Below are 22,082 nucleotides of genomic sequence, written 5' to 3'. Positions count from 1 at the left end.
TTCATATCCCCATTTCATTTTTTATTATTTATTTTCAAAAGATCGTTAAATTTCGATTTTATATTTTGGATTCGCTCCGGTTCTGTATCCATCTTGGCGCTTATCAGTTGCTAACGACTTTATGCCCTCATGGCAACCTAGTAGGCTAATTATAGCCATCAAGCTGACTACAGCTATTCCGCACGCTTATTCTAGCCTGCTACAGCATTTAAAGTGATTGCTGTTCATCACTCAAATACTCACGCATGACTTTTCAGCAAGAATGCCGTATAATAAAAGTGTCTAGTTTTTATTTGCCGGCGTTCTTGATGATCATTCGTCAAGGCGCTTTTTTTGTCTGTATATAGTTTTCAAAGAACAAACACCCCTAGCGACATAAGTTATACAATTCATCATTATATAAAGTAAACACTTGATTATCCTTCTTACTCAACGGACGAGTGGACCAGATACACCACCAATCCCAACCTTTTAACTGCTCGGATACTTGTTCATTAGCCCTTAAATGATTATCTTCATCGACAACAAAAGTTTCACAAATCACATAATCTTTAAAATGTTTTAAGTCTTTATCAGCCTTTAAAGCTTCAACATCAGTGATGATTGTTGCATTCACCCTTATTTTCATCGCACCCCCCCTTTCAAAGGATTTTTAACGGCTCCCTATAGTGGTATATAACGTCACACTATGGATGATTGCCGCAGCTTTTCAATGTCTTTTCTCCCAATGCTGTAATGCTTACAAATCCTGCGATATGAAACGCCTTTTCGCAATAATTCATTAACATTTTCATATGTTAAGGGAAGGTTCAAATAATGATTTATGATGACTGAATTCAGAGCGATTTTCATTCGTGCTGCCCAATCACCTTCCATTTGTCTTGCCAACGGAACAGCTTCTTTCATAAACGAGTTTGTTATATCAATGTTTATACAAATCACCCCGTTTGAGATTTTGGACCTTTGTAACAATAACACTCTTCAAACTTAGCTTTACTCACCTTACCTTGAATGACCATATAACCTTCTTTTTTCATTTGAGCATTCAAAGTTCTAATAATGTCATAAGATTTAGCCTGTTTAACTCCAAGAATTTTTTGAATATCTCGTGCAGTTAAAAACTCCCCTCCCACAATATCACCTCCTCGTTAACTCAACTCTTTGTGATTTAACTTTATTATAAAACTCCTTTTCGTGTAAGTCAACACAAAATTCACCTTAAAGTGTATTTTTTTAAAAACATATGGAAATATTGATAATTAAACTCTCCATAAAGAAGAAAAAAGGTCTCCTTAAAGGAGAATTAATAAGTAACTGTTTAACTTATAGGTGAAAGTGATGAATTTCCAAAAAAATGTTGTTATCATTTTAATAAAAATCAACTCTTTGTGAAATGGATGATAAAAATGAGCCTAGGCAAACGTTTAAAAGAAGCGAGACGAAAAGCTGGATATACTCAGAAAGAAGCCGCGGAGAAACTTAATATCGGTAACAATAATTTATCTAATTATGAGAGAGATTACAGAGATCCCGATACAGATACACTTCTAAAATTGAGCAACTTATATAATGTCTCTACAGATTATTTATTAGGAAAGGATGAAGTAAACAAGAAGGATGAAACTGATTTACTTAATAAAACAATTAATGAAGCCATACAGGAATTAAAGGATGAAGATACACTCCTTTTTATGAATGATGGTGAATTCGATGAGGAAACTGCACGCCTTGTTAAAAAAGCGTTAAAAAACGGAATTAAATTCATTGACGAATTAAAGAAGAAAGAGTGATACCAATTTATACAAGCAAAGGAATTAAACATAAAGTCCAATCAGTAATTAAGACACATGGTACAAATAATGTCTATGAAATTTGTGACTTCCAAAACATATATATACTCAAAAATGACCTTGGACAAGCAAATGGTTTACTACAACATGACAAAGCCACAGATCAATATTTAATTCATATCAACGAGAACCTTCAACATCAACAATTTGTAATAGCCCATGAATTAGGGCATTACTTTCTCCATAAAAGATTGAACACTTTTAAAGTTGTGAATTGCTCTAAAGTTCTAAAAGATAAACTTGAGCATCAAGCAAGCCTATTTGCATCAGAATTAATACTGACTGATAAAATGCTTAATGAAGCCCTTCCATATATACAGGGTTATAGCAAAGAACAAATAGCAGCATACTTCAACGTACCGTCATTTGTTACTGATTATAAGCTTTCTCAAATTGGCTCATTTAATAACAGAATCTACTCACACGAAATAAGCGCTTTTGGTTAAAGGAGAAGTAAAATGTCTGTAAAAAAACTTGAAAATGGTCAATATCAAGTTGACGTTAGCTTTGGATTTGACCCGATTACTGGAGAAAGAATTCGGACAAGACCAATAACGTCAACTAGAAAAGAGGCTCTAGAATTAGAAGCAAAATTAAGAAGAGAATTTCAAGAGGAAAGAGCAAGAAAGTCCAGGTCAGTAAGCTTTCCGACTCTAATTTCAATTTACTTAGCAAATTGTGAAATAGATAGCAAACCGAACTATTATCAGAATCAGAAATACATTATAAACAAACATATATCTGATTACTTTTTGAAATCTGATATACAAAAAATCACACATAGAGAAATAACTGATTTCAGAAAACACTTAATGGAAACAGGTCTAAGCAATAAATCGGTTAATAATATAATGACTAGTCTAAGCAAAATTTTTGATACAGCTGTACATGAAGAAATCTTAAAAAGAAATCCGTGTGACAATGTTAAACGATTACCCTTAACAAGAAAGAAAATGAAGTTTTGGAGACCAGAAGAATTCAAAAAATTTATTAGCTTAATTCCTGAAGATCAATTATTGTTTAAAACCTTTTATACTGTTGCTTTTTTAACTGGACTAAGATGTGGTGAAATGCTCGCCCTGCAATGGAAAGATATTGACAAAATCTTATTAGAAATAGATGTGCATAAATCGTGTACCTGGCTTGATGGTCAATTCGTTGTTACTACCCCAAAAACCAAAAATTCAATTCGGCGAGTTAGTATCAATAAAAAATTGCTTAAGCTACTAGAACGTTGGAAAGAAGCACAAGAAGAGTTGTTTAATGAATTAGGTATTAGACATTCGCATGATACCTATATCTTTCAATATAAAGATACACCTTCAAGAAAAGATATTTTCAGTCGGAAGATTAAATACTTTTGCAAGGATAGCGATCTAACTCCTATACGTTTACATGATTTTAGACATTCACACGTTGCACTATTAATACACCAAGGAGAAGATTACATAACGATTAAAGAGCGTTTAGGACATGGTTCTGTAAAAACAACAATTGATGTTTATGGACACCTATATCCAAACAAGCAAAAGGAAATGGCTGATAAATTAGATGACTTACTTTAGGTAAGTGGGCAGTTTGTGGGCAGTAAATCATTTAAAAATAAACACAAAAAAATACCAAGGGCGTCAAAACCCTTGGTATCATTGATGCGGCCGAGAGGACTTGAACCTCCACGGGTTATTCACCCACTAGGCCCTCAACCTAGCGCGTCTGCCATTCCGCCACGACCGCGTGACTATTAATATGTTGTGCTGGTTTTCAGGCTCTTAACCTAGTAAAATCAATTTGCGTGCACTTTGTAAATAAAGTGCGGGTGAAGGGACTCGAACCCCCACGTCGTAAGACACTAGATCCTAAGTCTAGCGCGTCTGCCAATTCCGCCACACCCGCAAAAAGACAAATGGTGAGCCATGAAGGACTCGAACCTTCGACCCTCTGATTAAAAGTCAGATGCTCTACCAACTGAGCTAATGGCTCTTACTATTTAATTTCAAAAAATAAAAATGGCTGGGCTAGCTGGATTCGAACCAACGCATGACGGAGTCAAAGTCCGTTGCCTTACCGCTTGGCTATAGCCCAACGAAAATGGAATGACCCGTACGGGATTCGAACCCGTGTTACCGCCGTGAAAGGGCGGTGTCTTAACCGCTTGACCAACGGGCCGATGGTTGAGAACTTATATCGCAATCTTATGGCGGAGAAGGAGGGATTTGAACCCTCGCGCCGCTTACGCGACCTACACCCTTAGCAGGGGCGCCTCTTCAGCCACTTGAGTACTTCTCCAAATATGGCTCCACAGGCAGGATTCGAACCTGCGACCGATCGGTTAACAGCCGATAGCTCTACCACTGAGCTACTGTGGAATAATGAGACAAGATTCATTATATCAGGCTTGTCATTCAGAGTCAAGAGGAAATGTTTTTTATTTATCTCTCGTGACGACTTTTATAATGTAACATAGGCTTGCCAGTTTCGTCAACCTTTTTTTACGAAAAAATTCTTTTTATTTTCCCGCGGCATTTTCCGCATCTGTATCTGTCAGGATTCATGGCGCGTCTCTTTATATACTGTTGGCCGCAAGCCGTACATATATACCTATATGTTTTTTTGCTTTCTGTTTTTTTCTTTAGAGGCGTACAGAAGCGGGGCGCATTGACTTGCTGGAGAAGCGTTCTGAAATCTCTGTCCCTGTGCTTGTATCCTTTTCCTTCAAGATGAAGGTGATAATGGCACAGCTCATGCTTGATAATGCCGATCAGTTCCTCTCTGCCATGCTCAATCAAATATTTTCTGTTCAATTCGATGTTATGAGAGGTTAACAGGTATCTTCCGCCGGTCGTTTTAAGTCTGTCGTTGAAAACAGCCTGATGTCGAAACGGCTTTTTGAAAAATGTGTTGGAAATATCCTCTGTAAGCTTTTGCAGCTCTTTATTATCCATGGTGCACCTCACTAAAAAACATTGAACGGGACAATTCACTGTTCGCATACAATAGGGTAATCACCGCCCCTCTTATATCAAAGCTGAGGAGGAATGAGCCTATGCCAAATTGGCTGAAAAAACAGATGCAAAAAGCGTTCCTTGAAAAAGATAATTATCAAATTAAACTGCTGAATCAATGCTGGTATTTCTATAGGAAAAAACACTGCTCGTAAGCAGTGCTTTTATTTTACCATAGACAGTGATACTCTGCCTTTTTGCACATCGACACCGTCAACCCAAACCGTCACGATGTCACCGACGGATACAACATCAAGCGGATGCTTGACGAATTGATTGCTGAGTTTTGAAATGTGCACAAGCCCGTCCTGTTTGACTCCGATATCAACAAACGCTCCGAAGTCCACTACATTGCGCACGGTGCCCTGCAGCTCCATTCCTTCTTTCAGATCCTCCAGCTGAAGGACGTCTGTTTTCAGCAGAGGCTTAGGCACCTCATCACGCGGATCACGTTCAGGTCTTGTCAGCTGTTCACAAATGTCCTTCAGCGTAATTTCACCGATTCCCAGTTCTTTTGCTGTTTCAGAAAGCTCCAGTTTGTTGATTTTGTCCTTCAATTCCGCCGTGCCGATTTGCTCTGTTGAAACACCGAGCTTTTTCAAAAGCGTTTTTGTTTCTTTATAGCTTTCCGGGTGGATTCCTGTTCTGTCCAAAGGCTCTGTCCCTTCCTGCACTCTTAAAAAGCCGATACATTGTTCATAGGTTTTCGCGCCGAGCCTTGGAATGTCTTTCAGTTCTTTTCGATTCGAAAATTTACCGAGCTCTTCCCGCTTTTTGACAATGTTGCCCGCTACGGACTTTGATAATCCCGCTACATACTGAAGCAGCGCCGCGGAAGCTGTGTTGACATTTACTCCTACCTGGTTTACGACTGTCTCAACGACAAAGCGCAGGGATTCATTTAAGCGTTTTTGGCTGACGTCATGCTGATACTGTCCGACACCTACAGATTTCGGATCAATTTTGACGAGTTCCGCAAGCGGATCTTGAAGTCTCCGTGCGATGGATACGGCACTGCGTTCCTCGACCTGAAGCTCAGGGAATTCTTCTCTGGCAAGCTCAGAAGCCGAATATACGCTTGCCCCCGCTTCATTGACAATCACATAATAAATATCACGCGGCGTGTCCTTCAGCACATTCACAATGAATTGCTCTGTCTCCCTGGAGGCTGTGCCGTTTCCAATCGCCACCATTTCCACTTGATACTTTTCTAGAATCGCTTTCACTTTCTCATGAGCTTCCTTCGTTTTTTTGACAGGTGCATGCGGGTAAATCACATCAATTTTTAAGACTTTCCCGGTTTCATCTGACACTGCCAGCTTACAGCCTGTTCGGAAAGCCGGATCTACACCGAGAACCGTCTTGCCTTTCATCGGCGGCTGAAGGAGAAGCTTTCTGAGGTTCTCAGAAAAAATATGAATCGCCTGTTCATCTGCTTTTTCTGACAGCTCTTTTCTGATTTCTCGTTCAATGGCAGGCTGAATCAGTCTTTTGTAGCTGTCTTCAATCGTTTCCTGCAAAATGTCTTTTACAGACGTTGAACGGTTTTTGATGATTTGTTTTTCTAAATAAGCCTTAATGTGATCTGCTGGCGGTTCGATAGACACCTTTAAAATGTCTTCTTTTTCGCCGCGATTCATGGCAAGCACTCTGTGCGGAACGACCTTTGCGATTGGCTCTTCATACTCGTAGTACATTTCGTACACGTTTTTTTCATCTGTGTCTGCTGATTTTCCGGCAGCTGACTTGATCGTTCCTTTTTTAAAGGTTTCCTGGCGAATCCATCTTCTGAAATTCGGTTCGTCCGAGATTTGTTCCGCAATAATATGCTTGGCGCCTTCAATGGCTTCTTCTCTGGTGAACACTTCTTTTTCTTCGCTGATATATTGGTCTGCTGTTTCTGCAAGGCGGTCATCTTGCGGAAGGGTCATGATATAGTCGGCAAGCGGCTCAAGACCTTTGCTTTTGGCGACTGTCGCTTTCGTTTTGCGCTTTTGTCTATACGGACGGTAGAGGTCTTCTACTTCCTGAAGTTTTACGGATTGGTCAATTTTGCGTTTTAATTCATCTGTTAGTTTATCCTGCTCAGCGATTAGCCTGATCACTTCTTCTTTTCGCTGATTCAGGTTTTGTATGTATTGCCATCGTTCAGAAATGGTCTGAATCTGAACCTCGTCCATTGAACCCGTCTGCTCTTTTCGATATCTGGCGATGAACGGAACTGTGTTGCCGTCCTCAAGCAGGCGGATGACGCTTTCAACATGTTTTTGTGATAAACCTATTTCTTTCGCAATTTGCTGTTTCAAAAGGGCTGACGTTTCCATGTAACCATAGCCTCCAATTTTGTCGTTCTTTCTCTAGTGTATCAAAAACAGAAAAAAACACATAAAAAAAGACAGCTGATGTATTCATTTCTAAAAGTTTCTGTAAACCGCCGCTCATAAAGTTCCGTAAGTGGCTTATTAATAGCCAGCTACAAAAAAAGAAGCCGGCTTCCCCAGCTTCTTTTTTCTACATTCCTAGAACAGCAGTCCAAGAATATATGTCAGATCGTCTCTTCTAGATGTCGTATACATTTTCAGCGAATTTGATATTTCTTCTACCGATTGGCCTTTTTTTAAGTGGGAGCGGATATCGGGTACGTTGAGTCCATCTGTATGTATAATGAACTTAGAACCCTTTTCATAGGTAGCGGTGTGCGTTTTGTATTTTTGCGGCTTGCCTGATAAATAGCCTGAAATCGGGAGAGGATAAAAGCTTTCACCAGACGGGGAATGCAGAATAAACTGTACATTTCCGACGGAGCAGTACGTAAACTGCCTTTGTTCAAAGTTAATTTTCAAAACAGAAGCTGTAGCCCCTCTTTTGTTTTTCATCGCCTGATTACAGCGTTCGATGATGCTTTGTACGTCTTCGTTCGCATAGTTTTCCACTAAGTCTTTGATTGCTGAAGAAGATTCGTTGGCAAGCGATCCGCTTCCAAGTCCGTCAGCTACCGCACAAATTAATTCTTGATCATCAGCTTTCATAAAAAAACTGTCACCGCAAATCGATTTTCCTTCTTTATTCAGTTGGTATACAAGGGTTTGAATATGCTCGTTTTCTTCAACCTGGATCATTACATTAACTCCATGGAGGGATCTTCAATCAAGGCCTCTCTGAGCTTCTTCACAGCTTTGCGCTGCAGACGCGAGACGTGCATTTGAGATATACCGAGAATGTCCCCAGTTTCTTTTTGACTTTTGTTTTGAATGTACGTTAGGTCTATAATTTGTTTTTCACGGTCTGACAGGACATGAAGCACGCTCTGCAGCATCATTTTCTGGTTCACCCGCTCATATCCATCCTCCTGTGAACCGACGATATCGAGAATGGTAACTGTGCTTCCGTCCGCATCTGCTTCAATACTGTGATCAACAGATAAGGCTTGATAGCTTTTGCCCATCTCCATGGTTTCAAGAACCTCTTCCTCTGATACATCGAGGAATTCAGCAATCTCTTCCACTTTCGGCGACCTTTGTGTTTCTGTCGTCAGCTGATCGACCGCCATTTTGATTCTCGGCCCCAGTTCTTTGATTCGTCTCGGAACATGAACGCTCCACGTCTTATCTCTGAGGAAACGTTTAATCTCCCCAATTATGGTCGGGATCGCAAAAGCTTCAAACGATTTGCCCACCACGGGATCATAGCGCTTTATCGCGCCGAGAAGCCCGATCATGCCGACTTGGCGGAGATCTTCGTGGAAGCTTTTGCCCTTTGAGTATTTCTTCGCAAGCATATCAACCAGATTCGTATACACCCGCACAAGCGTTTCCTGCGCCTGTTCATCTTGTTTTGTTTGGTAATCGCTTATGAGCCGATCGACTTCATCTTTAGTTAGTTTCGTAGTTTTTGATGGTTGTGTCATGATCAACTCGCTCCCCATTTAAATACTTTGTCATCGCTACGGTGACGCCGGAGTTGTTTTGCACTCTGACTTCATCCATGAGCGTTTCCATTAAATATAGACCGAGCCCTCCTTCTGATAATTGATCGACTGTGTGTGAAGGTGTGTACGGCCCAAGATCCTGCTGCTTTTCATCAAAATCAAAGCTGTCGCCTTCATCTGCCACAATGACCTCCAAACGATCCTCGAACACGCCGAATCGTATTGACACTTCCCCGTTTTTGTCTTCTTTATAAGCGTGCTGAACCGCATTTGTACAAGCTTCGCTCACTGCGATTTTCAGATCTTCAATTTCATCGTACGTATAGCCCATTCTGCTTGCAACGCCAGACAGAGTCAGCCGTATAATCCCTACGTATTCAGGCTGGGCCGGCACTTTCATTTCGATGTAATCAGCTTTGTTATTCATTGCACTCCACCTTCTGACTTTGCTGAAATATCAATGATGTCCTTAAGACCAGTAATTTCGAACAGACGGATCAGCCGGTCAGACAGATTTTCAAGCTTAAGGGAACCGCCTTGTTTTTTCACTGTTTTAAAAACGCCTACGAAGACGCCAAGTCCGGTACTGTCCATGTAGCTGACATTCTTCAGACAAATCCTTAAGTCTGCGCCTTCTTCCGCCAGAGGAACGAGCTTTTCTCTGAGAACCGGCGCTGAATACACATCAATTTCTCCAGCAATGTTTACTTGTATATCATCGACATTCTGTTTCACATCAATATTTATATTCATTCGTTTCACCTCAAATTATCCTTTAAATAACTAGTAGTTATATACCCACGGCCGGCGAACGCTAAACCTTTCTTCTTAAAACAATTAACGTAAAATCATCATGAAGCTGAAAATCCTGCAATTTGAGGAGGCTGTCATAAATGTTTTTCACCATTTCCTGGGCATCGCAACACATATGTTCCTCAATGAGCTTCTGTATATCGTGACGCTCCAAGAAACCGTTTTCCGTCCTGCATTCTGTAACACCGTCAGAAAATAAAACAATCATATCTCCCTTTTCAAGTTGCTTGTCAAATTGCCTGTAGTCATAATCTTGCGAAATTCCGAGAACAAGCCCTTTGGCATCTAAATCATAAAATGTATTATCTTTTTGAGAATAGTAAAATCCCGGTTCATGTCCCGCTGAAGCGTATGTAAATCGATGATTGTCCGTATTGTAATTGGCATAAAACATCGTAATAAACATACTGGCATCAACGTTTTGTTCAACAACACGATTCAAGTTTTTCAGCACCTGTGATGGGTGAATGCCTGTTTCCGGCAAAGAATCCATTGCGTATTTAATCATAGACATACATAAAGCTGCCGGAATCCCTTTACCGATGACGTCAGCAATGGCAATATTAATGGACTCTTTGTCTTTAACAAAATGATAATAATCACCGCTCATCTGTTTGGCGGGCACACTGATCGCGCCAATGTCCAGCGCTTCTTCCTCCGGAATTTTTGTTCCTAGAAGCGTCTGCTGTACATTAGCTGCAATTTCAATTTCTGATTTGATTTCCTGCTGTATCCCCCTAAGGGTTTGATGCTCCTGATAAGCCATTCCATATCCAATCATGACTTCAATTAAAAAATCCAGCGAATGAAAAACATCTTCCGGGAGACTTGGATACAGCTCCTTCAGCACTTTTCGGTGAATGCTGATGATTTCTTCCGGAGGAATTTGATGCTCGATTGTTTTTCGGCTGAATTTTTGGGCCTGATATAAAGATGTTTCCGTTAATTCGGCTATATATCGATTAAGCAGCTGATGATACCGCTGCTCAATAACCTCCCTAAAATCCACTTTCTTACCTCCTACCGAAGCCATTTAATGGCTTGTATCTCTGTACCTTCCCCCGTTACGGAATTTAAACTGAATTCATCCATCAGCCTTTTCACACCGGGAAGTCCCGCTCCGAGTCCGCCTGACGTAGAAAACCCGTCTTCCATGACTTTACGGATATCTGGAATCCCCGGCCCTTTGTCTTCCGCTATAATTTTCAGGCCCTTTTTTCCTCTATCTGTGACCTGTTCAATCCCAATCTGGCCCTTGCCGGCATATAAATAAATGTTTCTGGCTAATTCTGATATAGCCGTTGTGATCCTTGCCTGGTCTACCGTGCCGAAACCCAGCTCTTTTGCAACGTTTCGTCCCAGTTGTCTGGCGGCCACAATATCCCATTCTGTCATGATTTTTACACAGGATTGGTCGTTCATTCGCTATTCCCCCAATTCCCGCTTCAATGTCTCAAGCCCCTGCTCTAAGTCGAGCGCAGTTTCGATTTCCTCAAGTGCAATTCCAAGTTCAATCAGCGTAACTGCAACGGCAGGCTGAATGCCGGTTAAGACAACTTTTGCCCCCATTAACTTAGACATTGTAATGACGTCGCCCAGCACTTTAGCGATAAATGAATCTATTATATCTACAGATGTCAGGTCAATCACGACTCCGTTAGCACCTGTTTCATAAATTTTATTTAATAAGTCTTCTTGAAAGGTTAATGCGGTTTGATCATCTAGTTCCCATTGAATAGATACTAATAAGCAATTATACAGTTTCAAGATCGGGATTTTCGGATGTCTCACAATGTTATTCCCCCAATGAAACGATTTTTCGATCCGTCATTTCCAATGCTGTTTGAATTCCTTTTTGCAGGGTATTCTTAGTTATAACTTGAGATAAATCAATGCCCAGGTTGACGATTGTCTGAGCAATTTCCGGCCGGATTCCGGCGAGCAGGCATTTCGCTCCGACAAGCCTTACAGCCTCAGACGCCTGAATAATATGGTGGGCAACCATCGTGTCAACGACAGGAACACCTGTAATGTCTATCAACACGACTTGTGACCGGTGTTTAACAACGCCGTTAAGAAGGTTTTCCATAATTCTTTTTGCGCGTTCGGTATCAATTGTTCCGACCAGCGGCATTACGGTGATATTTTCAAACACTGGGATGAGCGGCGCAGATAGCTCCTGCAGCGCAATTTTTTGCAGAGATACCGTTTTTTCCCATGAAATTGAGTATTGGTTAAAAATCTCAGTATTAATCGGGCTGAAAAAGCGGTCGATCTGCCAGATTAATTCCGTACTCTCTTGATCTGGCAATCTCTTATCGTTCATCTTCGTGTAGAGACGTTTCCAGAATTCAGCCAGCACCGTAGCCAGAAACTTTAAAGAGAGTCCGATTTGAACAGCTCTTAACGCCAGTTCGCTGATTTGGCTTTCAGCAGCACTGTCATCCTTAACAGATGAGAGCAGGATGTCGATATATTCTTTAGATATATTTTCATACACTTGGTGAGTCAGCTGATAGGATTCTTGCTCGCTTAATTCTTTTAGTGTGTCAGTCCACAGTTGGAGCAGTTCATTTTGATTCTCGGCAATGAACTGGTATACAGTCTGGTTCGACATCAAATTCGCTTACCTCCCGATAAAAAACAACATATTTTTTTCGTTATTCCACTATTATATCGTTAATTTTTTTTGAAAACAAAAAAAGTTGCTCTATTTGAGCAACTAGGCAAATATTACTAAAAATCAATGAGTGCCAAACTGATCTGTAAGGCTTCATCAACCTTATCCATCATTTCATCATCCAGATGAGTAATCTTATCCGTTAACCTTTGCTTGTCAATCGTCCGAATTTGCTCCAGCAAAATAACGGAATCTCTTTCAAAACCGTAGCGTTTTGCATCAATTTCGACGTGGGTTGGTAATTTCGCTTTCTGTATTTGGGCTGTTATGGCTGCAACAATAGCAGTTGGGCTGAAGCGATTTCCGATGTCATTTTGGATCACTAAAACCGGGCGCACCCCGCCTTGCTCTGAGCCAACAACAGGAGATAAATCAGCAAAATAAACATCGCCGCGTTTCACAATCAAATGATTATCCTCCGCTGACTAAGCGCTCAACTGTCGTTTCAGCCTCGCACTCCGCAAAGTGAGCCTCGGAAGAAATATTCAGGTTGATCTTCGCCATTTCCATATAGCCGCGTCTCATCAAATCACGGTTGTGACGAGTTGTTCGTTCGCTGACATAGGCTCTCACTGCTTGTGATATCAGTTCGTTTCTGCTTCGTTTCTCCCGCATCGCTACACCATCCAATTCAGCTACTAGGTTTTCGGGCAAGCTGATTTTCATTTCGGTTCTTGCGCTGGATTCAGACAAAAAACATACACCTCCACCAAACTTACGGATACGACTCTTTTATCCATCCAGTGATAATGATACCATTATTCACTCATCAAGCAAAGCTGTTTTAAAAATTCTCTATCGTGACATGAGCTATTTGCTTGCATTCCCCTGCAATAAAGGATTTCTCACTTCCATTATACTCCCATTTCCCAAAAACATACGGGGGACGCGCGAACTTATTGTACAAGCCACCTCGTAGTTAATGGTTTCGAGCCTGCCTGCAATCTCATCCATGGAAATATATTCATCCCCCTGGCGGCCGATTAATGTGACTTTTGTGCCAGGCGGATATTCATGATCCAGCTCCACCATAAATTGGTCCATGCAGATTCGGCCGGCGATTTTCAGCCGTTTTCCTTTCACGAGTATCTCTGTTCCCTTTAATTTGCGGAGCCAGCCGTCCGCATAGCCAACGGGCACCGTTCCGATCCACGTGTCTTTTTCCGCTGTGTATTCCGCCCCGTAGCTGACACTTTCCCCTTTGTGTACCTTTTTGACATGCGACAGGGTCGAATGCAGGGTGAATGCGGGTCGCAGTTTAAACGGGATTTCATCGGTAATTTCCGCTGACGGACGAAGGCCGTACATGCCGATGCCAAATCTGACCGCGTTAAAAAAGCCTTTTTTCAGACGCAGTCCGGCGGCGCTGTTGGCGCAGTGAACCATCAGTTTCTTTAAAGGCAGAGGAGCAATCAATTCTTTAAAGCGTTCAAACTGCATCAAAAAGTAGCCTCTTTGTTTTTCATCAGCAGTCGCAAAATGAGTGAAGACCCCTTTGCATTTCAAGCCCGGATTTCGCTCCAGGATTGTCATCACGTGATGAATCTCTTCTTCTGTTTTCACGCCGAGCCTGTTCATTCCCGTATCGACTTTCAGATGAAAATGAAGGGAAGCTTTCTTGAGGTGGCGAGCAGCTTCTTGAAGCCATTCAACAGAATACCCCGTTAAAGTCACGTCGTATTCCGCTGCGATTTTCACATACTCTGGAGGAACCGCACCGAGCACCAATATCGGCGCTGTCAGGCCCCGCTGGCGAAGAGAAATCGCTTCATCCAAGATCGCCACGGCTAAGCATGAAGCACCTGCCTCAAGAGCAGCCTTCGCTACTTCTGCATCCCCATGTCCATAGGCATTTGCTTTCACAACCGCCATCAGGTGGACCTGTTCACCAATGTGTTTTTTCATATTACTGACATTTTCTTTAATCGCGGACAGATCAATTTCCGCCCACGTGTCTCTGTAAAAAGGTTTTGTGCTCATTTATGACACTTCCTAGCGTTTATTCAATATCATTTACATATCATACTAAAATTATAGGGCAAAGTGAAATTCTGCCTGACGAAAAAAAGGCCAAATTGTATTCGGCCTTTAAGAGATTATTTGGATGATTGTCCCTGCATGCTTTTGGCGACTGTCACCATCTCCTCTTGTGACAGATCTTTAGATGACAGAAGATAATCCACGCCTTCGTAAGTCCATGTTAGCGAGGCATCTGATAAGGCGCCGATTGTGTAGCCAAGATTAACCGGTTCCGCGTTCAGCGTAACTGAGGAGGAAGCTTTCGCAACCTGGGCTTTTTCCTGAATCAAGGTAAACGATTTTTCTCCGCCGTAAGTCATGATGACGCGCTTGCCATCTTCCGTTGAAATATCTTTTTCTTCAAGCAGTTTTACGCCTAGCGGCAGTTCGAGCGGCGTTTTAACGGCAAAAGAGTCGGAAGGTTTCGCGCTAGTGGCGACATCCATTTGAGAAAGGGTCATATTTTTCTTTTCGTCAAAGGACTCTTTATCAAATTGCTTATTGAATTGGAAGCTGCTGAACTCTACTTTCACCATCACTTTTCGGTCGGTATCCATGACTTTGACAGATAACGGGCTCATGTCCTTCTTGTTAAATGTGATTTCTTGTGTTGGAAGCATTTTGTTATGCTGATAGTTCGTTTTTGTTTCAAATACGTATTTTGATTCTTTTGAAGTGAAGACTGAATCCGAATCGTTTTGAATATCCTTCACTAGCGATTCAAACAAATAGACTTGGCTGCTGTTGTTTGGCCAGTCGCTTTGAAATCTGAAGCTCTTATTTAAAGACGGTGTGAGAACAAATACTCCGTTTTCGTTTCGTAAAATGACTTGGTTTTGGTCCTTTTTCGGATTTTCCAGATAGACCCGATACAGAGACGGTTTTTTGTGCCAAATTTCCACATTGTATACTTGCGGGTCACTCCCTGTCTCAATGGTCATTTTTGCTTTTGCTTTGTACGAGGTATATTCTTTCGCCTTCTCGTCCAGCCCGGTAACGACATCTTCCTGTGATTTTTGTCCGCAGGCAGAAAGAATAAGGACAGCCAGCAGTCCCGTTAAAAGCAAAACAAAGCTTTTTCTCACCTTTTTCAACCCCTTTTTCTCAATTGATGTAAAAGGAAGAAATCGCTTGTTTGACTTTAACGGTACGCTCGGTAAACGTTTAAACAGAACAGAGGCGTACCATAAAAGCCTCAAACAACTCGTCTCCCTTAATGCATTATCAAATATATGAGAGGGGTGTCCCTAATATGCAGACTAGCTTGACAACCTTTCAATAACAACCTGTGCAGCCGCATATTCCTTCGTATGAGTGATCGATACATGAACGGCGGCTTGGCTCAGCTTTGCGCAAACAATAAAAGGTTTGCCATTCGAATCTTTTGTGATTTCAATGTCATGAAAGCTTAGGTTCTTGCCTATTCCTGTGCCGTATGCTTTCGAAAAAGCTTCTTTTGCCGCAAATCTTCCTGCAAGAAATTCAATTTTTCTTTTCTCAGAAAGCTCCTGATACTGAGCAAACTCGCCGCCTGTTAAAATGCGCTCGGCAAATCGTTTCTGGCGATCAGCCATTGAAGCGATCCGCTTAAGTTCAATGATGTCCAATCCTATACCGTAAATCATATTTTACAACCTCCTTTGCCCTCGTACTATTTGAATGGTTTGTCTCATAAACGTGTTACTATAGAAATACCAAATTGAAGAAATGGGGATCGGCATGTTTATACGGACTGAAAACTTTCAAACCTTTGTCAGGCTTTATCCCGTTGTCACCTTTATATTGGCTGTTCAGGCCGTTCTCTGGCTGTTCTTTTCACTTCCTGTTCCTTCAGTTGCGTTGTGGAGAGACGCTCTCACAGGCTATAACCTTGGCGTCGCTAACGGAGAATGGTGGCGGCTGGTCACGCCGATTTTCCTTCACGCAGGGTTTACCCATCTGCTGTTTAATTCAATGTCCATCTTTTTATTTGCACCGGCTCTGGAACGAATGCTTGGAAAAGCGCGTTTCCTTCTTGTGTATGCAGGCTCCGGAATGATCGGAAACATCGGCACGTATTTTACAGAACCGCTGGATTATCTGCATGTCGGGGCTTCTGGCGCGATTTTCGGGCTGTTCGGCGTTTATCTGTTTATGGTTCTTTTTCGCAAAGAGCTGATCGGACAGGACAATTCCAAAATGATTCTCACATTGCTTGCCTTTGCCGTTCTCATGTCGTTTATCAACTCCAATATTAACATGATGGCCCACCTGTTTGGACTTTGCGGCGGGTTTCTCCTGTCTTTTTTATGTGTGCAAAAAAAAGAGCGGCGGTATTAACCGTCCGCTTTTTCATATGAGTACCAATTTAAAATGAAATCTGCATCCTCTTCTCCCACATCTCTCACCGTTAATTCTTCCATATGGCTCGACGATTTTACCGAGGTGGAAAGGGTATACAGCTTCCCCTTCTTTTGAAAATAAGATTGGCTCGCCTTGCATACCTGCATTCGCTTTCTCAACACAATTGCAGTCGTTCTGCCGATAAACCTCGATGTCAGCTGGAGACGGTCTCCGCTGATTACCCAGGCCGCATCCTTATAGGCAAGATACCCGAAAAACAACTCAATCGGCAGCAGAACAATCGAGAAATAGCCCCATGGCTGGAAGAAGATACACAGCGGAATGATTAAAAAAATGGAGAAAATGGTTGAGCGGAATAAGTACCGCTTCAATGCGCGCCGCGGCAGATGGCGGCGATTTTCTTCCAGCGTGTATTCCGGCGTAAAAGTACGCAGCATGCCGGGAAGCTTTTTTTTGTGAATCATCGGAAACAGAATGGTCGAAGCGCCCTCTGCTTTTTCCGAGTCTCCTCCGCCGCCCGCGCTGACGATTGACACCGTCGCAAAACCGAAAAGCTGGCGGATGATGTTTTCTTTTATTTTGATGGCTTGTATTTTGCGAAGCGGTATGGTGACTTGATGTTTTTCAATAATTCCCCTTGAAATCACCAATTCCTGCTCTTTTTTAATGATTTGAAAGTTAGCATATTTGAACATCATGCCGGCTATGCTGAGAATCCAGGTGATAAATAAACCGATAAAGATAAGCACGGCGTATATGCCTATATTGGCGTGCTGCAGAAAGGAGAATTTCCCGAAGAGCCAATCCATCGGCAGCACCTCGTCCAGCTGAGAAATGAGCGCAAATACAGCAGAGATAATTACGCCGATCCCTCCAGATGTTGAAGCGGCCATGAGTAATTCTTTTGCATTCATGCTGTAGCTCACCTGCGGCTCCGCATCCGGGACCGCCTCTTTAGCTTCTGACAGGCCTTCCTCAGTATCGATTGAATGTCTTTCTGCTTTTTTCTTAAATACGGCTTCTTTAATTCTTTCAGCTTCTTCAACTGAAATAGCCGATAATACCGCTTCCGCCTCTTTGCCGCCTCCAGCCGTTTCAATTTGCAGTTTGACAAGCTTGAAAATTTGCTGGACCACTCCCGCACTCGTATTCATTGTCTGAATCCGGTCAATCGATATGTATCTCTTTTTCGTTACAAACAAGCCTTCTTCGATTCTAAATTCATCATCTTCGATTCGATAGGAAAACTTTCTCCATTTGATAATGCTTGCTGCCACGAGCCAGATGAACAAAACGCCGAGCGCGATGGCTCCGTAAAAACGGACAGTGTGATTAGAGTTGACGATATACACAAAAAAGAATGGCAGAATGATATTTTTTATCGTTTGAATAATGGTATGGGATAAATTCAAAATGACTGCCGCCGGGTGAAGGCGCTTCGGTTCAGACATCATCGTCAGTCACCCTTGCCAGGCGCGAAATGGAGTCTCTCAGCTGATCCGCTTCCTTCATCTCTAAAGCAGGAATCGAATGCACAGTTGCCGCCGTAAAAATCTTCACTGTTGCCAGATTGTATTTTCTTAATAACGGCCCTTGTGAGGTGTCTACGTGCTGGACCCTGACCATCGGTACAATCACGCGTGTCACAACAAAGATACCCGATTGAATGTCTATTTCATTTTCATGAACCTCGTAACGCCACACCTTGTGCCGGACCTTTGGAATCAGATAAACCGTCACGACCGAACCCAGCAGCCAAACTGCGCCGAGCACGCCGCTGATCCAGTACGGCCAATGAAAAAAATAACTTAACACTGCAACTGCTATGACAATAAGCAAGCAGACAGCGGATATCATTATCTCTTGAAGTCGCCAAACCTTTAATCCGTCTGGACTGATTTGGTTTTTTGGCTGCTCTCTCAAAATACCTACCTCCCGTTTTTATCATCGTTACTTATACGCACTTATGCAGAAAAAGTTTCATCTTTAAGCATACATAGAATAAACGGTTCCGTCAGCTGAAAGTTTGCTTAATGGTCATGCAATTGAACATAAAAAAAGCCCAAAACAACTCATGTTTTAGGCTCTTATATTCTTTACAGAATTAGTATGATTTTTTCTGGCGTCTGTCACCTGAAGAACGGCGATCGCTTGAACGCTTTTTATCATAGGAAGAACGGTTGTTGCTTTTCCCTTTACCGCCACGGTAGCCGCCGCCTTGTCCGTCTCTGCGTTTAGAAGTGCGTTGGTTTTTATAGCGTTTGCTGATCATCGGCGCTTCGTCTGTTAAGCGAACAGGCGTGCTATCCGGCTCTTTTGTAGCCATTTTGATAGCTGCTGCAACCACTGTCACTGCATCATGATCTTCAAGCAGCTCAGCTGCCGCTGTCATGTAGAAGTTCAAGTTGTTTTCGCTGATTGTCGTACGAAGACGATCAACTGTAACCTGCTGCTGGCCTTCTAACGCTTCATCTAGTGTCGGCTCTTTCATGCGGTCCATTTTGCGTTTCGTTGTTTGTTCAATTGCGCGAAGCATGCTTATCTCACGCGGTGTGATAAACGTCATCGCCATACCTGTTTTTCCTGCGCGGCCTGTTCTTCCGATACGGTGAACATAGCTTTCAGGATCTTGAGGCACGTCAAAGTTGTACACGTGTGTAACACCTGAGATATCGAGTCCGCGAGCTGCAACATCAGTTGCAACAAGTACTTCGATTGCACCTTCTTTAAATTTGCGAAGGGCAACCATACGTTTCGCCTGCGTTAAATCACCGTGAATTCCTTCAGCTGCATATCCGCGAAGGTTCAGGGCTTCTGCCAGTTCATCAACACGGCGTTTGGTACGTCCGAATACAATCGCAAGCTCAGGAGACTGAATGTCAAGAAGACGAGTCAGTGTGTCGAACTTTTTACGTTCCTGCACTTCCAAATAGAACTGCTGAATGTTAGAAACAGTCATTTCTTTTGCTTTTACTTTTACGTGTTCAGGCTCAGTCATGAAACGCTCTGCAATGCGTTTGATCGGCGCTGGCATTGTAGCTGAGAACAGAAGCGTCTGATGCTCGCTCGGCACATTTGAAAGAATAGATTCAATGTCGTCGATGAACCCCATATTCAGCATTTCATCCGCTTCATCCATTACAACTGTATTTACATTGTTTAAACGAATCGTGCGGCGGTTAATGTGGTCAAGAAGACGTCCCGGTGTTCCGACAATGACATGCGGATTTTTCTTTAACGCCCGGATTTGTCGTCCAATATCCTGCCCACCGTAAATAGGAAGAACTTTCGCACGTTTATCTTGTCCGATTTTATATAATTCTTCAGATACTTGAATGGCTAGTTCACGGGTTGGTGCGATTACGATTGCTTGAATATTAGGAGACTCGGGGTTAATTTTCTCAACAAGGGGTATACCAAACGCAGCTGTTTTACCTGTACCTGTTTGCGCTTGTCCAATGACATCTTTATTTGAAAGTCCGAGCGGAATCGTTTGTGCCTGAATCGGCGTTGCTTCTTCAAATCCCATACGGTTAATTGCCTTCATGAGATCAGAACTTAATTGAAAATCTTGAAACGTTATAGTCAAATTATTCAAACTCCTTCTAATTGCTGTTTCAGTAATGTCGTGATTTACCACTTAAAAACTGCCCTCCATGGAAAAAGGACAGGATCCTTACGTATACAAAGCCCGAATTACTTTAAGTTTTATCTTACCATTACACTACTTGTTTTTCAATAACGCGGTAAGCAGATCAGCATTTTGAATGCGCTCGCTGACCTGCTAACCAAATATGCCGGACATGCCCAATCCCGCTCCTTGTGTCCGCGGAAAACCTAAGGTCAGCGGATGGCGGTCCGTACACATATTTTCGTATCGCGAAATAAACCTGTCATTATTGTACCATAGCCTGAGCCAGTCATACATAAATTATTTCGGGCCGGCATACATTAGTGTCTGCACATCATTTTTATTTTATGATTGCAATCTGCTTTTTTCCGCAGGATTTTTTAAGAAAACGGGCTCTCCATTAAATCTTTAACGATTTCTTCAAGCTTCATACCTCTTGACGCCTTGAATAAAATCAAATCTCCCTTTGCCGCTTTATTCTTCAGGGCCTGAGTAAGCTCTTTTTTCTCGCTGAAGTGGCTGACGCGCTCTTTATCAAAATGTTCCATCGCACCTTCCGCGATAAATGCCCCAAGTTTGCCATACGTAAAGACGTGGTCAATTTTGTCCGGGCTGATCACAGCGCCGCATTCTTTATGGAACGTTTCTTCAAGATCGCCGAGTTCAAGCATGTCTCCGAGCACGACCATTTTCTTCCCGTATCCTTCAAGGCTTTCTGTCAATTGGATCGCAGCCTTCATCGACGTCGGGCTCGCGTTATAAGCGTCATTAATAATAGAAATGCCGCTGTCTGTTTTCATCAATTCAAGTCTCATGCCGGTGACCTTCAGGCTGCTTAATCCTTTTGCCGCATCCTCAGGCGTGATACCGAAATAAACCCCTGCGGCGATTGCCGCCATGGCGTTCATTACATTATGTTTGCCCAGTATAGGGATAAAAAACGTTTTTTCTATACCTTTGATCGTAAAATGGGTCCCCGCTTCACTCTGGCTGACATCCTGCAGCTGATAATCGTTTTGCGCTCCAGTACCATATGTTTTCGTTTGGCAGCTGTAAGCCTTTTGCAAAAGCGGTTCATCTCCGATATAAATCAGCACACCGTCTTCTTTCAGGCCGTTGATAATTTCCAGTTTCGCTTCCGCGATGCCTTCTCTTGAACCAAGATCCTGCATGTGGGATTCGCCGATATTTGTTATCACTGCCGCATCCGGATTTGCCAAGCGCGTCAGGAGGTCAATTTCTCCTTTTGCGCTCATTCCCATTTCCAATACGGCAATTTCTGTATCTTCAGGCATCGCTAACACTGTAAGCGGCAGCCCGATATGATTGTTGAAATTTCCTCCTGTTTTATGGACGCGGTACCGCGTTTGCAGGACAGCGTGAATCATGTCTTTGGTCGTCGTTTTGCCGTTGCTTCCTGTTACTCCGATGACACGTGTGCCGAGCTCCTGTAAATAGGCTTTTGCCAGCTGCTGGAGCGCTGACAAAGTATCTTCCACTAAAATCACGGCTTGATTCTCGGGCGGATTGGGTTCAGAGCGGTTCCACAGAACGGCAGACACACCAGCTTCAAAAGCTTGCGGTACAAAAGTGTGGCCGTTAAAATGTTCCCCTTTCAGCGGGATGAAAAGCTGATTGCTTTCCAGCTTTCTTGTATCTGTAGCTACTCCATGAATGACTGTATTTTCATATTGCGGGTTTGTTAGTGTGCCTTTGACCATTTCGGCAATTTGCTTTACGGTTCGCTTAATCAAGTAAGGTCACTCTCTTTCTTTTGGTGGTATACGGGAAAAGACACTGCCCTTTTACCGGCAGT

At 42.5% G+C, this 22,082-nt stretch carries 28 protein-coding genes and 7 tRNA genes; 5 read left to right on the top strand and 30 right to left on the bottom strand.

The window, feature by feature from the left end; all coding sequences use genetic code 11:
* Positions 1 to 45: 45 nt before the first annotated feature.
* The 4 genes from LJF29_RS18160 to xis all read right to left on the bottom strand — a co-directional run bounded on the left by LJF29_RS18160 (position 46) and on the right by xis (position 1,133).
* A complete protein-coding gene (locus tag LJF29_RS18160) occupies positions 46 to 162 on the bottom strand; it encodes a hypothetical protein (RefSeq protein ID WP_214917170.1) in 117 nt (38 codons plus the stop codon).
* 205 nt (positions 163 to 367) lie between these two features.
* On the bottom strand, positions 368 to 628 hold the full coding sequence (locus LJF29_RS18155; protein ID WP_032730571.1) for a hypothetical protein: 261 nt from the start codon (positions 626 to 628) through the stop codon (positions 368 to 370).
* Positions 629 to 681: 53 nt separating this feature from the next.
* Complete coding sequence (locus tag LJF29_RS18150; RefSeq protein ID WP_214917173.1) at positions 682 to 942, bottom strand: hypothetical protein; 261 nt, start codon at positions 940 to 942, stop codon at positions 682 to 684.
* Positions 939 to 1,133, bottom strand: a complete 195-nt coding sequence (gene xis / locus LJF29_RS18145; protein WP_032730569.1) for an ICEBs1 excisionase — start codon at positions 1,131 to 1,133, stop codon at positions 939 to 941. The genes LJF29_RS18150 and xis overlap by 4 nt, the downstream gene beginning before the upstream one ends.
* 273 nt (positions 1,134 to 1,406) lie before the next feature.
* Between xis and immR the strand changes: the two genes are divergently transcribed.
* From immR to LJF29_RS18130, 3 genes are read left to right on the top strand one after another with little or no spacing between them, the layout of a single operon-like run.
* Positions 1,407 to 1,790: a helix-turn-helix transcriptional regulator ImmR gene (gene immR, locus LJF29_RS18140; protein ID WP_032730566.1), complete on the top strand. Its 384-nt coding sequence runs from the start codon at positions 1,407 to 1,409 to the stop codon at positions 1,788 to 1,790.
* Positions 1,787 to 2,296 carry a metallopeptidase ImmA gene (immA, locus tag LJF29_RS18135; RefSeq protein WP_229150004.1) on the top strand — a complete coding sequence of 170 codons (510 nt, stop codon included), beginning with the start codon at positions 1,787 to 1,789 and terminating at the stop codon, positions 2,294 to 2,296. The genes immR and immA overlap by 4 nt, the downstream gene beginning before the upstream one ends.
* A 12-nt stretch (positions 2,297 to 2,308) precedes the next feature.
* On the top strand, positions 2,309 to 3,415 hold the full coding sequence (locus tag LJF29_RS18130) for a tyrosine-type recombinase/integrase (protein WP_229150003.1): 1,107 nt from the start codon (positions 2,309 to 2,311) through the stop codon (positions 3,413 to 3,415).
* Between the two features lie 85 nt (positions 3,416 to 3,500).
* Here the strand turns inward: LJF29_RS18130 and LJF29_RS18125 are convergent.
* The 8 genes from LJF29_RS18125 to LJF29_RS18090 form a co-directional block, all read right to left on the bottom strand.
* A tRNA-Leu gene (locus LJF29_RS18125) sits at positions 3,501 to 3,584 on the bottom strand.
* Positions 3,585 to 3,661: 77 nt separating this feature from the next.
* Positions 3,662 to 3,743: transfer RNA gene (locus LJF29_RS18120), tRNA-Leu, on the bottom strand.
* Between the two features lie 11 nt (positions 3,744 to 3,754).
* Positions 3,755 to 3,830: transfer RNA gene (locus LJF29_RS18115), tRNA-Lys, on the bottom strand.
* Positions 3,831 to 3,857: 27 nt separating this feature from the next.
* Positions 3,858 to 3,932 (bottom strand) — tRNA-Gln (locus LJF29_RS18110).
* Positions 3,933 to 3,944: 12 nt separating this feature from the next.
* Positions 3,945 to 4,016, bottom strand: a tRNA-Glu gene (locus LJF29_RS18105).
* A 29-nt stretch (positions 4,017 to 4,045) separates the two neighbouring features.
* A tRNA-Ser gene (locus LJF29_RS18100) sits at positions 4,046 to 4,136 on the bottom strand.
* A 5-nt stretch (positions 4,137 to 4,141) separates the two neighbouring features.
* A tRNA-Asn gene (locus LJF29_RS18095) sits at positions 4,142 to 4,216 on the bottom strand.
* Positions 4,217 to 4,339: 123 nt separating this feature from the next.
* Positions 4,340 to 4,792 (bottom strand): SprT family protein, encoded by a 453-nt coding sequence (locus LJF29_RS18090; protein ID WP_010333123.1) that lies wholly within the window; start codon positions 4,790 to 4,792, stop codon positions 4,340 to 4,342.
* Positions 4,793 to 4,893: 101 nt separating this feature from the next.
* Here LJF29_RS18090 and cmpA point away from each other — a divergent pair, with 101 nt between their 5' ends.
* Complete coding sequence (gene cmpA, locus LJF29_RS18085) at positions 4,894 to 5,007, top strand: cortex morphogenetic protein CmpA (protein ID WP_003225207.1); 114 nt, start codon at positions 4,894 to 4,896, stop codon at positions 5,005 to 5,007.
* A 9-nt stretch (positions 5,008 to 5,016) separates the two neighbouring features.
* Here the strand turns inward: cmpA and LJF29_RS18080 are convergent, their stop codons facing one another.
* The 14 genes from LJF29_RS18080 to acpS all read right to left on the bottom strand — a co-directional run bounded on the left by LJF29_RS18080 (position 5,017) and on the right by acpS (position 15,917).
* Complete coding sequence (locus LJF29_RS18080) at positions 5,017 to 7,176, bottom strand: Tex family protein (protein WP_229150002.1); 2,160 nt, start codon at positions 7,174 to 7,176, stop codon at positions 5,017 to 5,019.
* 195 nt (positions 7,177 to 7,371) lie between these two features.
* Positions 7,372 to 7,971 (bottom strand): phosphoserine phosphatase RsbX, encoded by a 600-nt coding sequence (rsbX, locus tag LJF29_RS18075; protein ID WP_229150001.1) that lies wholly within the window; start codon positions 7,969 to 7,971, stop codon positions 7,372 to 7,374.
* Positions 7,971 to 8,759: an RNA polymerase sigma factor SigB gene (gene sigB, locus LJF29_RS18070; protein ID WP_010333120.1), complete on the bottom strand. Its 789-nt coding sequence runs from the start codon at positions 8,757 to 8,759 to the stop codon at positions 7,971 to 7,973. The genes rsbX and sigB overlap by 1 nt, the downstream gene beginning before the upstream one ends.
* Complete coding sequence (gene rsbW / locus LJF29_RS18065) at positions 8,725 to 9,207, bottom strand: anti-sigma B factor RsbW (RefSeq protein ID WP_010333119.1); 483 nt, start codon at positions 9,205 to 9,207, stop codon at positions 8,725 to 8,727. The genes sigB and rsbW overlap by 35 nt, the downstream gene beginning before the upstream one ends.
* The gene (gene rsbV / locus LJF29_RS18060; RefSeq protein WP_010333118.1) at positions 9,204 to 9,533 is read right to left on the bottom strand and encodes an anti-sigma factor antagonist RsbV; all 330 of its coding nucleotides are present in this window, start codon (positions 9,531 to 9,533) and stop codon (positions 9,204 to 9,206) included. The genes rsbW and rsbV overlap by 4 nt, the downstream gene beginning before the upstream one ends.
* A 61-nt stretch (positions 9,534 to 9,594) precedes the next feature.
* On the bottom strand, positions 9,595 to 10,602 hold the full coding sequence (gene rsbU / locus LJF29_RS18055) for a phosphoserine phosphatase RsbU (RefSeq protein WP_010333117.1): 1,008 nt from the start codon (positions 10,600 to 10,602) through the stop codon (positions 9,595 to 9,597).
* A gap of 11 nt (positions 10,603 to 10,613) precedes the next feature.
* On the bottom strand, positions 10,614 to 11,015 hold the full coding sequence (gene rsbT / locus LJF29_RS18050) for a serine/threonine-protein kinase RsbT (protein WP_010333116.1): 402 nt from the start codon (positions 11,013 to 11,015) through the stop codon (positions 10,614 to 10,616).
* Between the two features lie 3 nt (positions 11,016 to 11,018).
* The gene (gene rsbS, locus LJF29_RS18045) at positions 11,019 to 11,384 is read right to left on the bottom strand and encodes an RsbT antagonist protein RsbS (RefSeq protein WP_010333115.1); all 366 of its coding nucleotides are present in this window, start codon (positions 11,382 to 11,384) and stop codon (positions 11,019 to 11,021) included.
* A 4-nt stretch (positions 11,385 to 11,388) separates the two neighbouring features.
* Complete coding sequence (gene rsbRA, locus LJF29_RS18040; protein ID WP_081720860.1) at positions 11,389 to 12,213, bottom strand: RsbT co-antagonist protein RsbRA; 825 nt, start codon at positions 12,211 to 12,213, stop codon at positions 11,389 to 11,391.
* Positions 12,214 to 12,329: 116 nt separating this feature from the next.
* Entirely contained in the window at positions 12,330 to 12,680 is a 351-nt protein-coding gene (gene ndoA, locus LJF29_RS18035; RefSeq protein WP_003156187.1) for a type II toxin-antitoxin system endoribonuclease NdoA, read from the bottom strand.
* Positions 12,681 to 12,684: 4 nt separating this feature from the next.
* Positions 12,685 to 12,966 (bottom strand): type II toxin-antitoxin system antitoxin EndoAI, encoded by a 282-nt coding sequence (gene endB, locus LJF29_RS18030; protein WP_003225183.1) that lies wholly within the window; start codon positions 12,964 to 12,966, stop codon positions 12,685 to 12,687.
* Positions 12,967 to 13,083: 117 nt separating this feature from the next.
* Positions 13,084 to 14,253 carry an alanine racemase gene (gene alr / locus LJF29_RS18025; RefSeq protein ID WP_229149997.1) on the bottom strand — a complete coding sequence of 390 codons (1,170 nt, stop codon included), beginning with the start codon at positions 14,251 to 14,253 and terminating at the stop codon, positions 13,084 to 13,086.
* Positions 14,254 to 14,369: 116 nt separating this feature from the next.
* Complete coding sequence (locus tag LJF29_RS18020; protein WP_229150016.1) at positions 14,370 to 15,386, bottom strand: LolA family protein; 1,017 nt, start codon at positions 15,384 to 15,386, stop codon at positions 14,370 to 14,372.
* A gap of 165 nt (positions 15,387 to 15,551) precedes the next feature.
* Positions 15,552 to 15,917: a holo-ACP synthase gene (gene acpS, locus LJF29_RS18015; RefSeq protein WP_229149995.1), complete on the bottom strand. Its 366-nt coding sequence runs from the start codon at positions 15,915 to 15,917 to the stop codon at positions 15,552 to 15,554.
* A 94-nt stretch (positions 15,918 to 16,011) separates the two neighbouring features.
* Here acpS and LJF29_RS18010 point away from each other — a divergent pair, with 94 nt between their 5' ends.
* Complete coding sequence (locus LJF29_RS18010; protein WP_010333110.1) at positions 16,012 to 16,611, top strand: rhomboid family intramembrane serine protease; 600 nt, start codon at positions 16,012 to 16,014, stop codon at positions 16,609 to 16,611.
* Here the strand turns inward: LJF29_RS18010 and LJF29_RS18005 are convergent.
* The 4 genes from LJF29_RS18005 to LJF29_RS17990 form a co-directional block, all read right to left on the bottom strand.
* Positions 16,608 to 18,089 carry a PH domain-containing protein gene (locus LJF29_RS18005; RefSeq protein WP_229149990.1) on the bottom strand — a complete coding sequence of 494 codons (1,482 nt, stop codon included), beginning with the start codon at positions 18,087 to 18,089 and terminating at the stop codon, positions 16,608 to 16,610. The genes LJF29_RS18010 and LJF29_RS18005 overlap by 4 nt on opposite strands.
* Positions 18,079 to 18,558 (bottom strand): PH domain-containing protein, encoded by a 480-nt coding sequence (locus LJF29_RS18000; protein WP_010333108.1) that lies wholly within the window; start codon positions 18,556 to 18,558, stop codon positions 18,079 to 18,081. Before LJF29_RS18000 ends, LJF29_RS18005 begins: the two co-directional genes overlap by 11 nt.
* A 181-nt stretch (positions 18,559 to 18,739) precedes the next feature.
* Positions 18,740 to 20,224 carry a degradosome RNA helicase CshA gene (gene cshA, locus LJF29_RS17995; protein ID WP_010333107.1) on the bottom strand — a complete coding sequence of 495 codons (1,485 nt, stop codon included), beginning with the start codon at positions 20,222 to 20,224 and terminating at the stop codon, positions 18,740 to 18,742.
* A 422-nt stretch (positions 20,225 to 20,646) separates the two neighbouring features.
* Positions 20,647 to 22,020 (bottom strand): UDP-N-acetylmuramoyl-tripeptide--D-alanyl-D-alanine ligase, encoded by a 1,374-nt coding sequence (locus tag LJF29_RS17990; RefSeq protein ID WP_229149989.1) that lies wholly within the window; start codon positions 22,018 to 22,020, stop codon positions 20,647 to 20,649.
* Positions 22,021 to 22,082: the final 62 nt, after the last annotated feature.

The organism is Bacillus sp. LBG-1-113 (assembly GCF_020708615.1).
Taxonomy (GTDB): domain Bacteria; phylum Bacillota; class Bacilli; order Bacillales; family Bacillaceae; genus Bacillus; species Bacillus mojavensis.
Note: the sequence above shows the minus strand (reverse complement) of the source record. Positions and strands in the feature narration are given on the sequence as shown.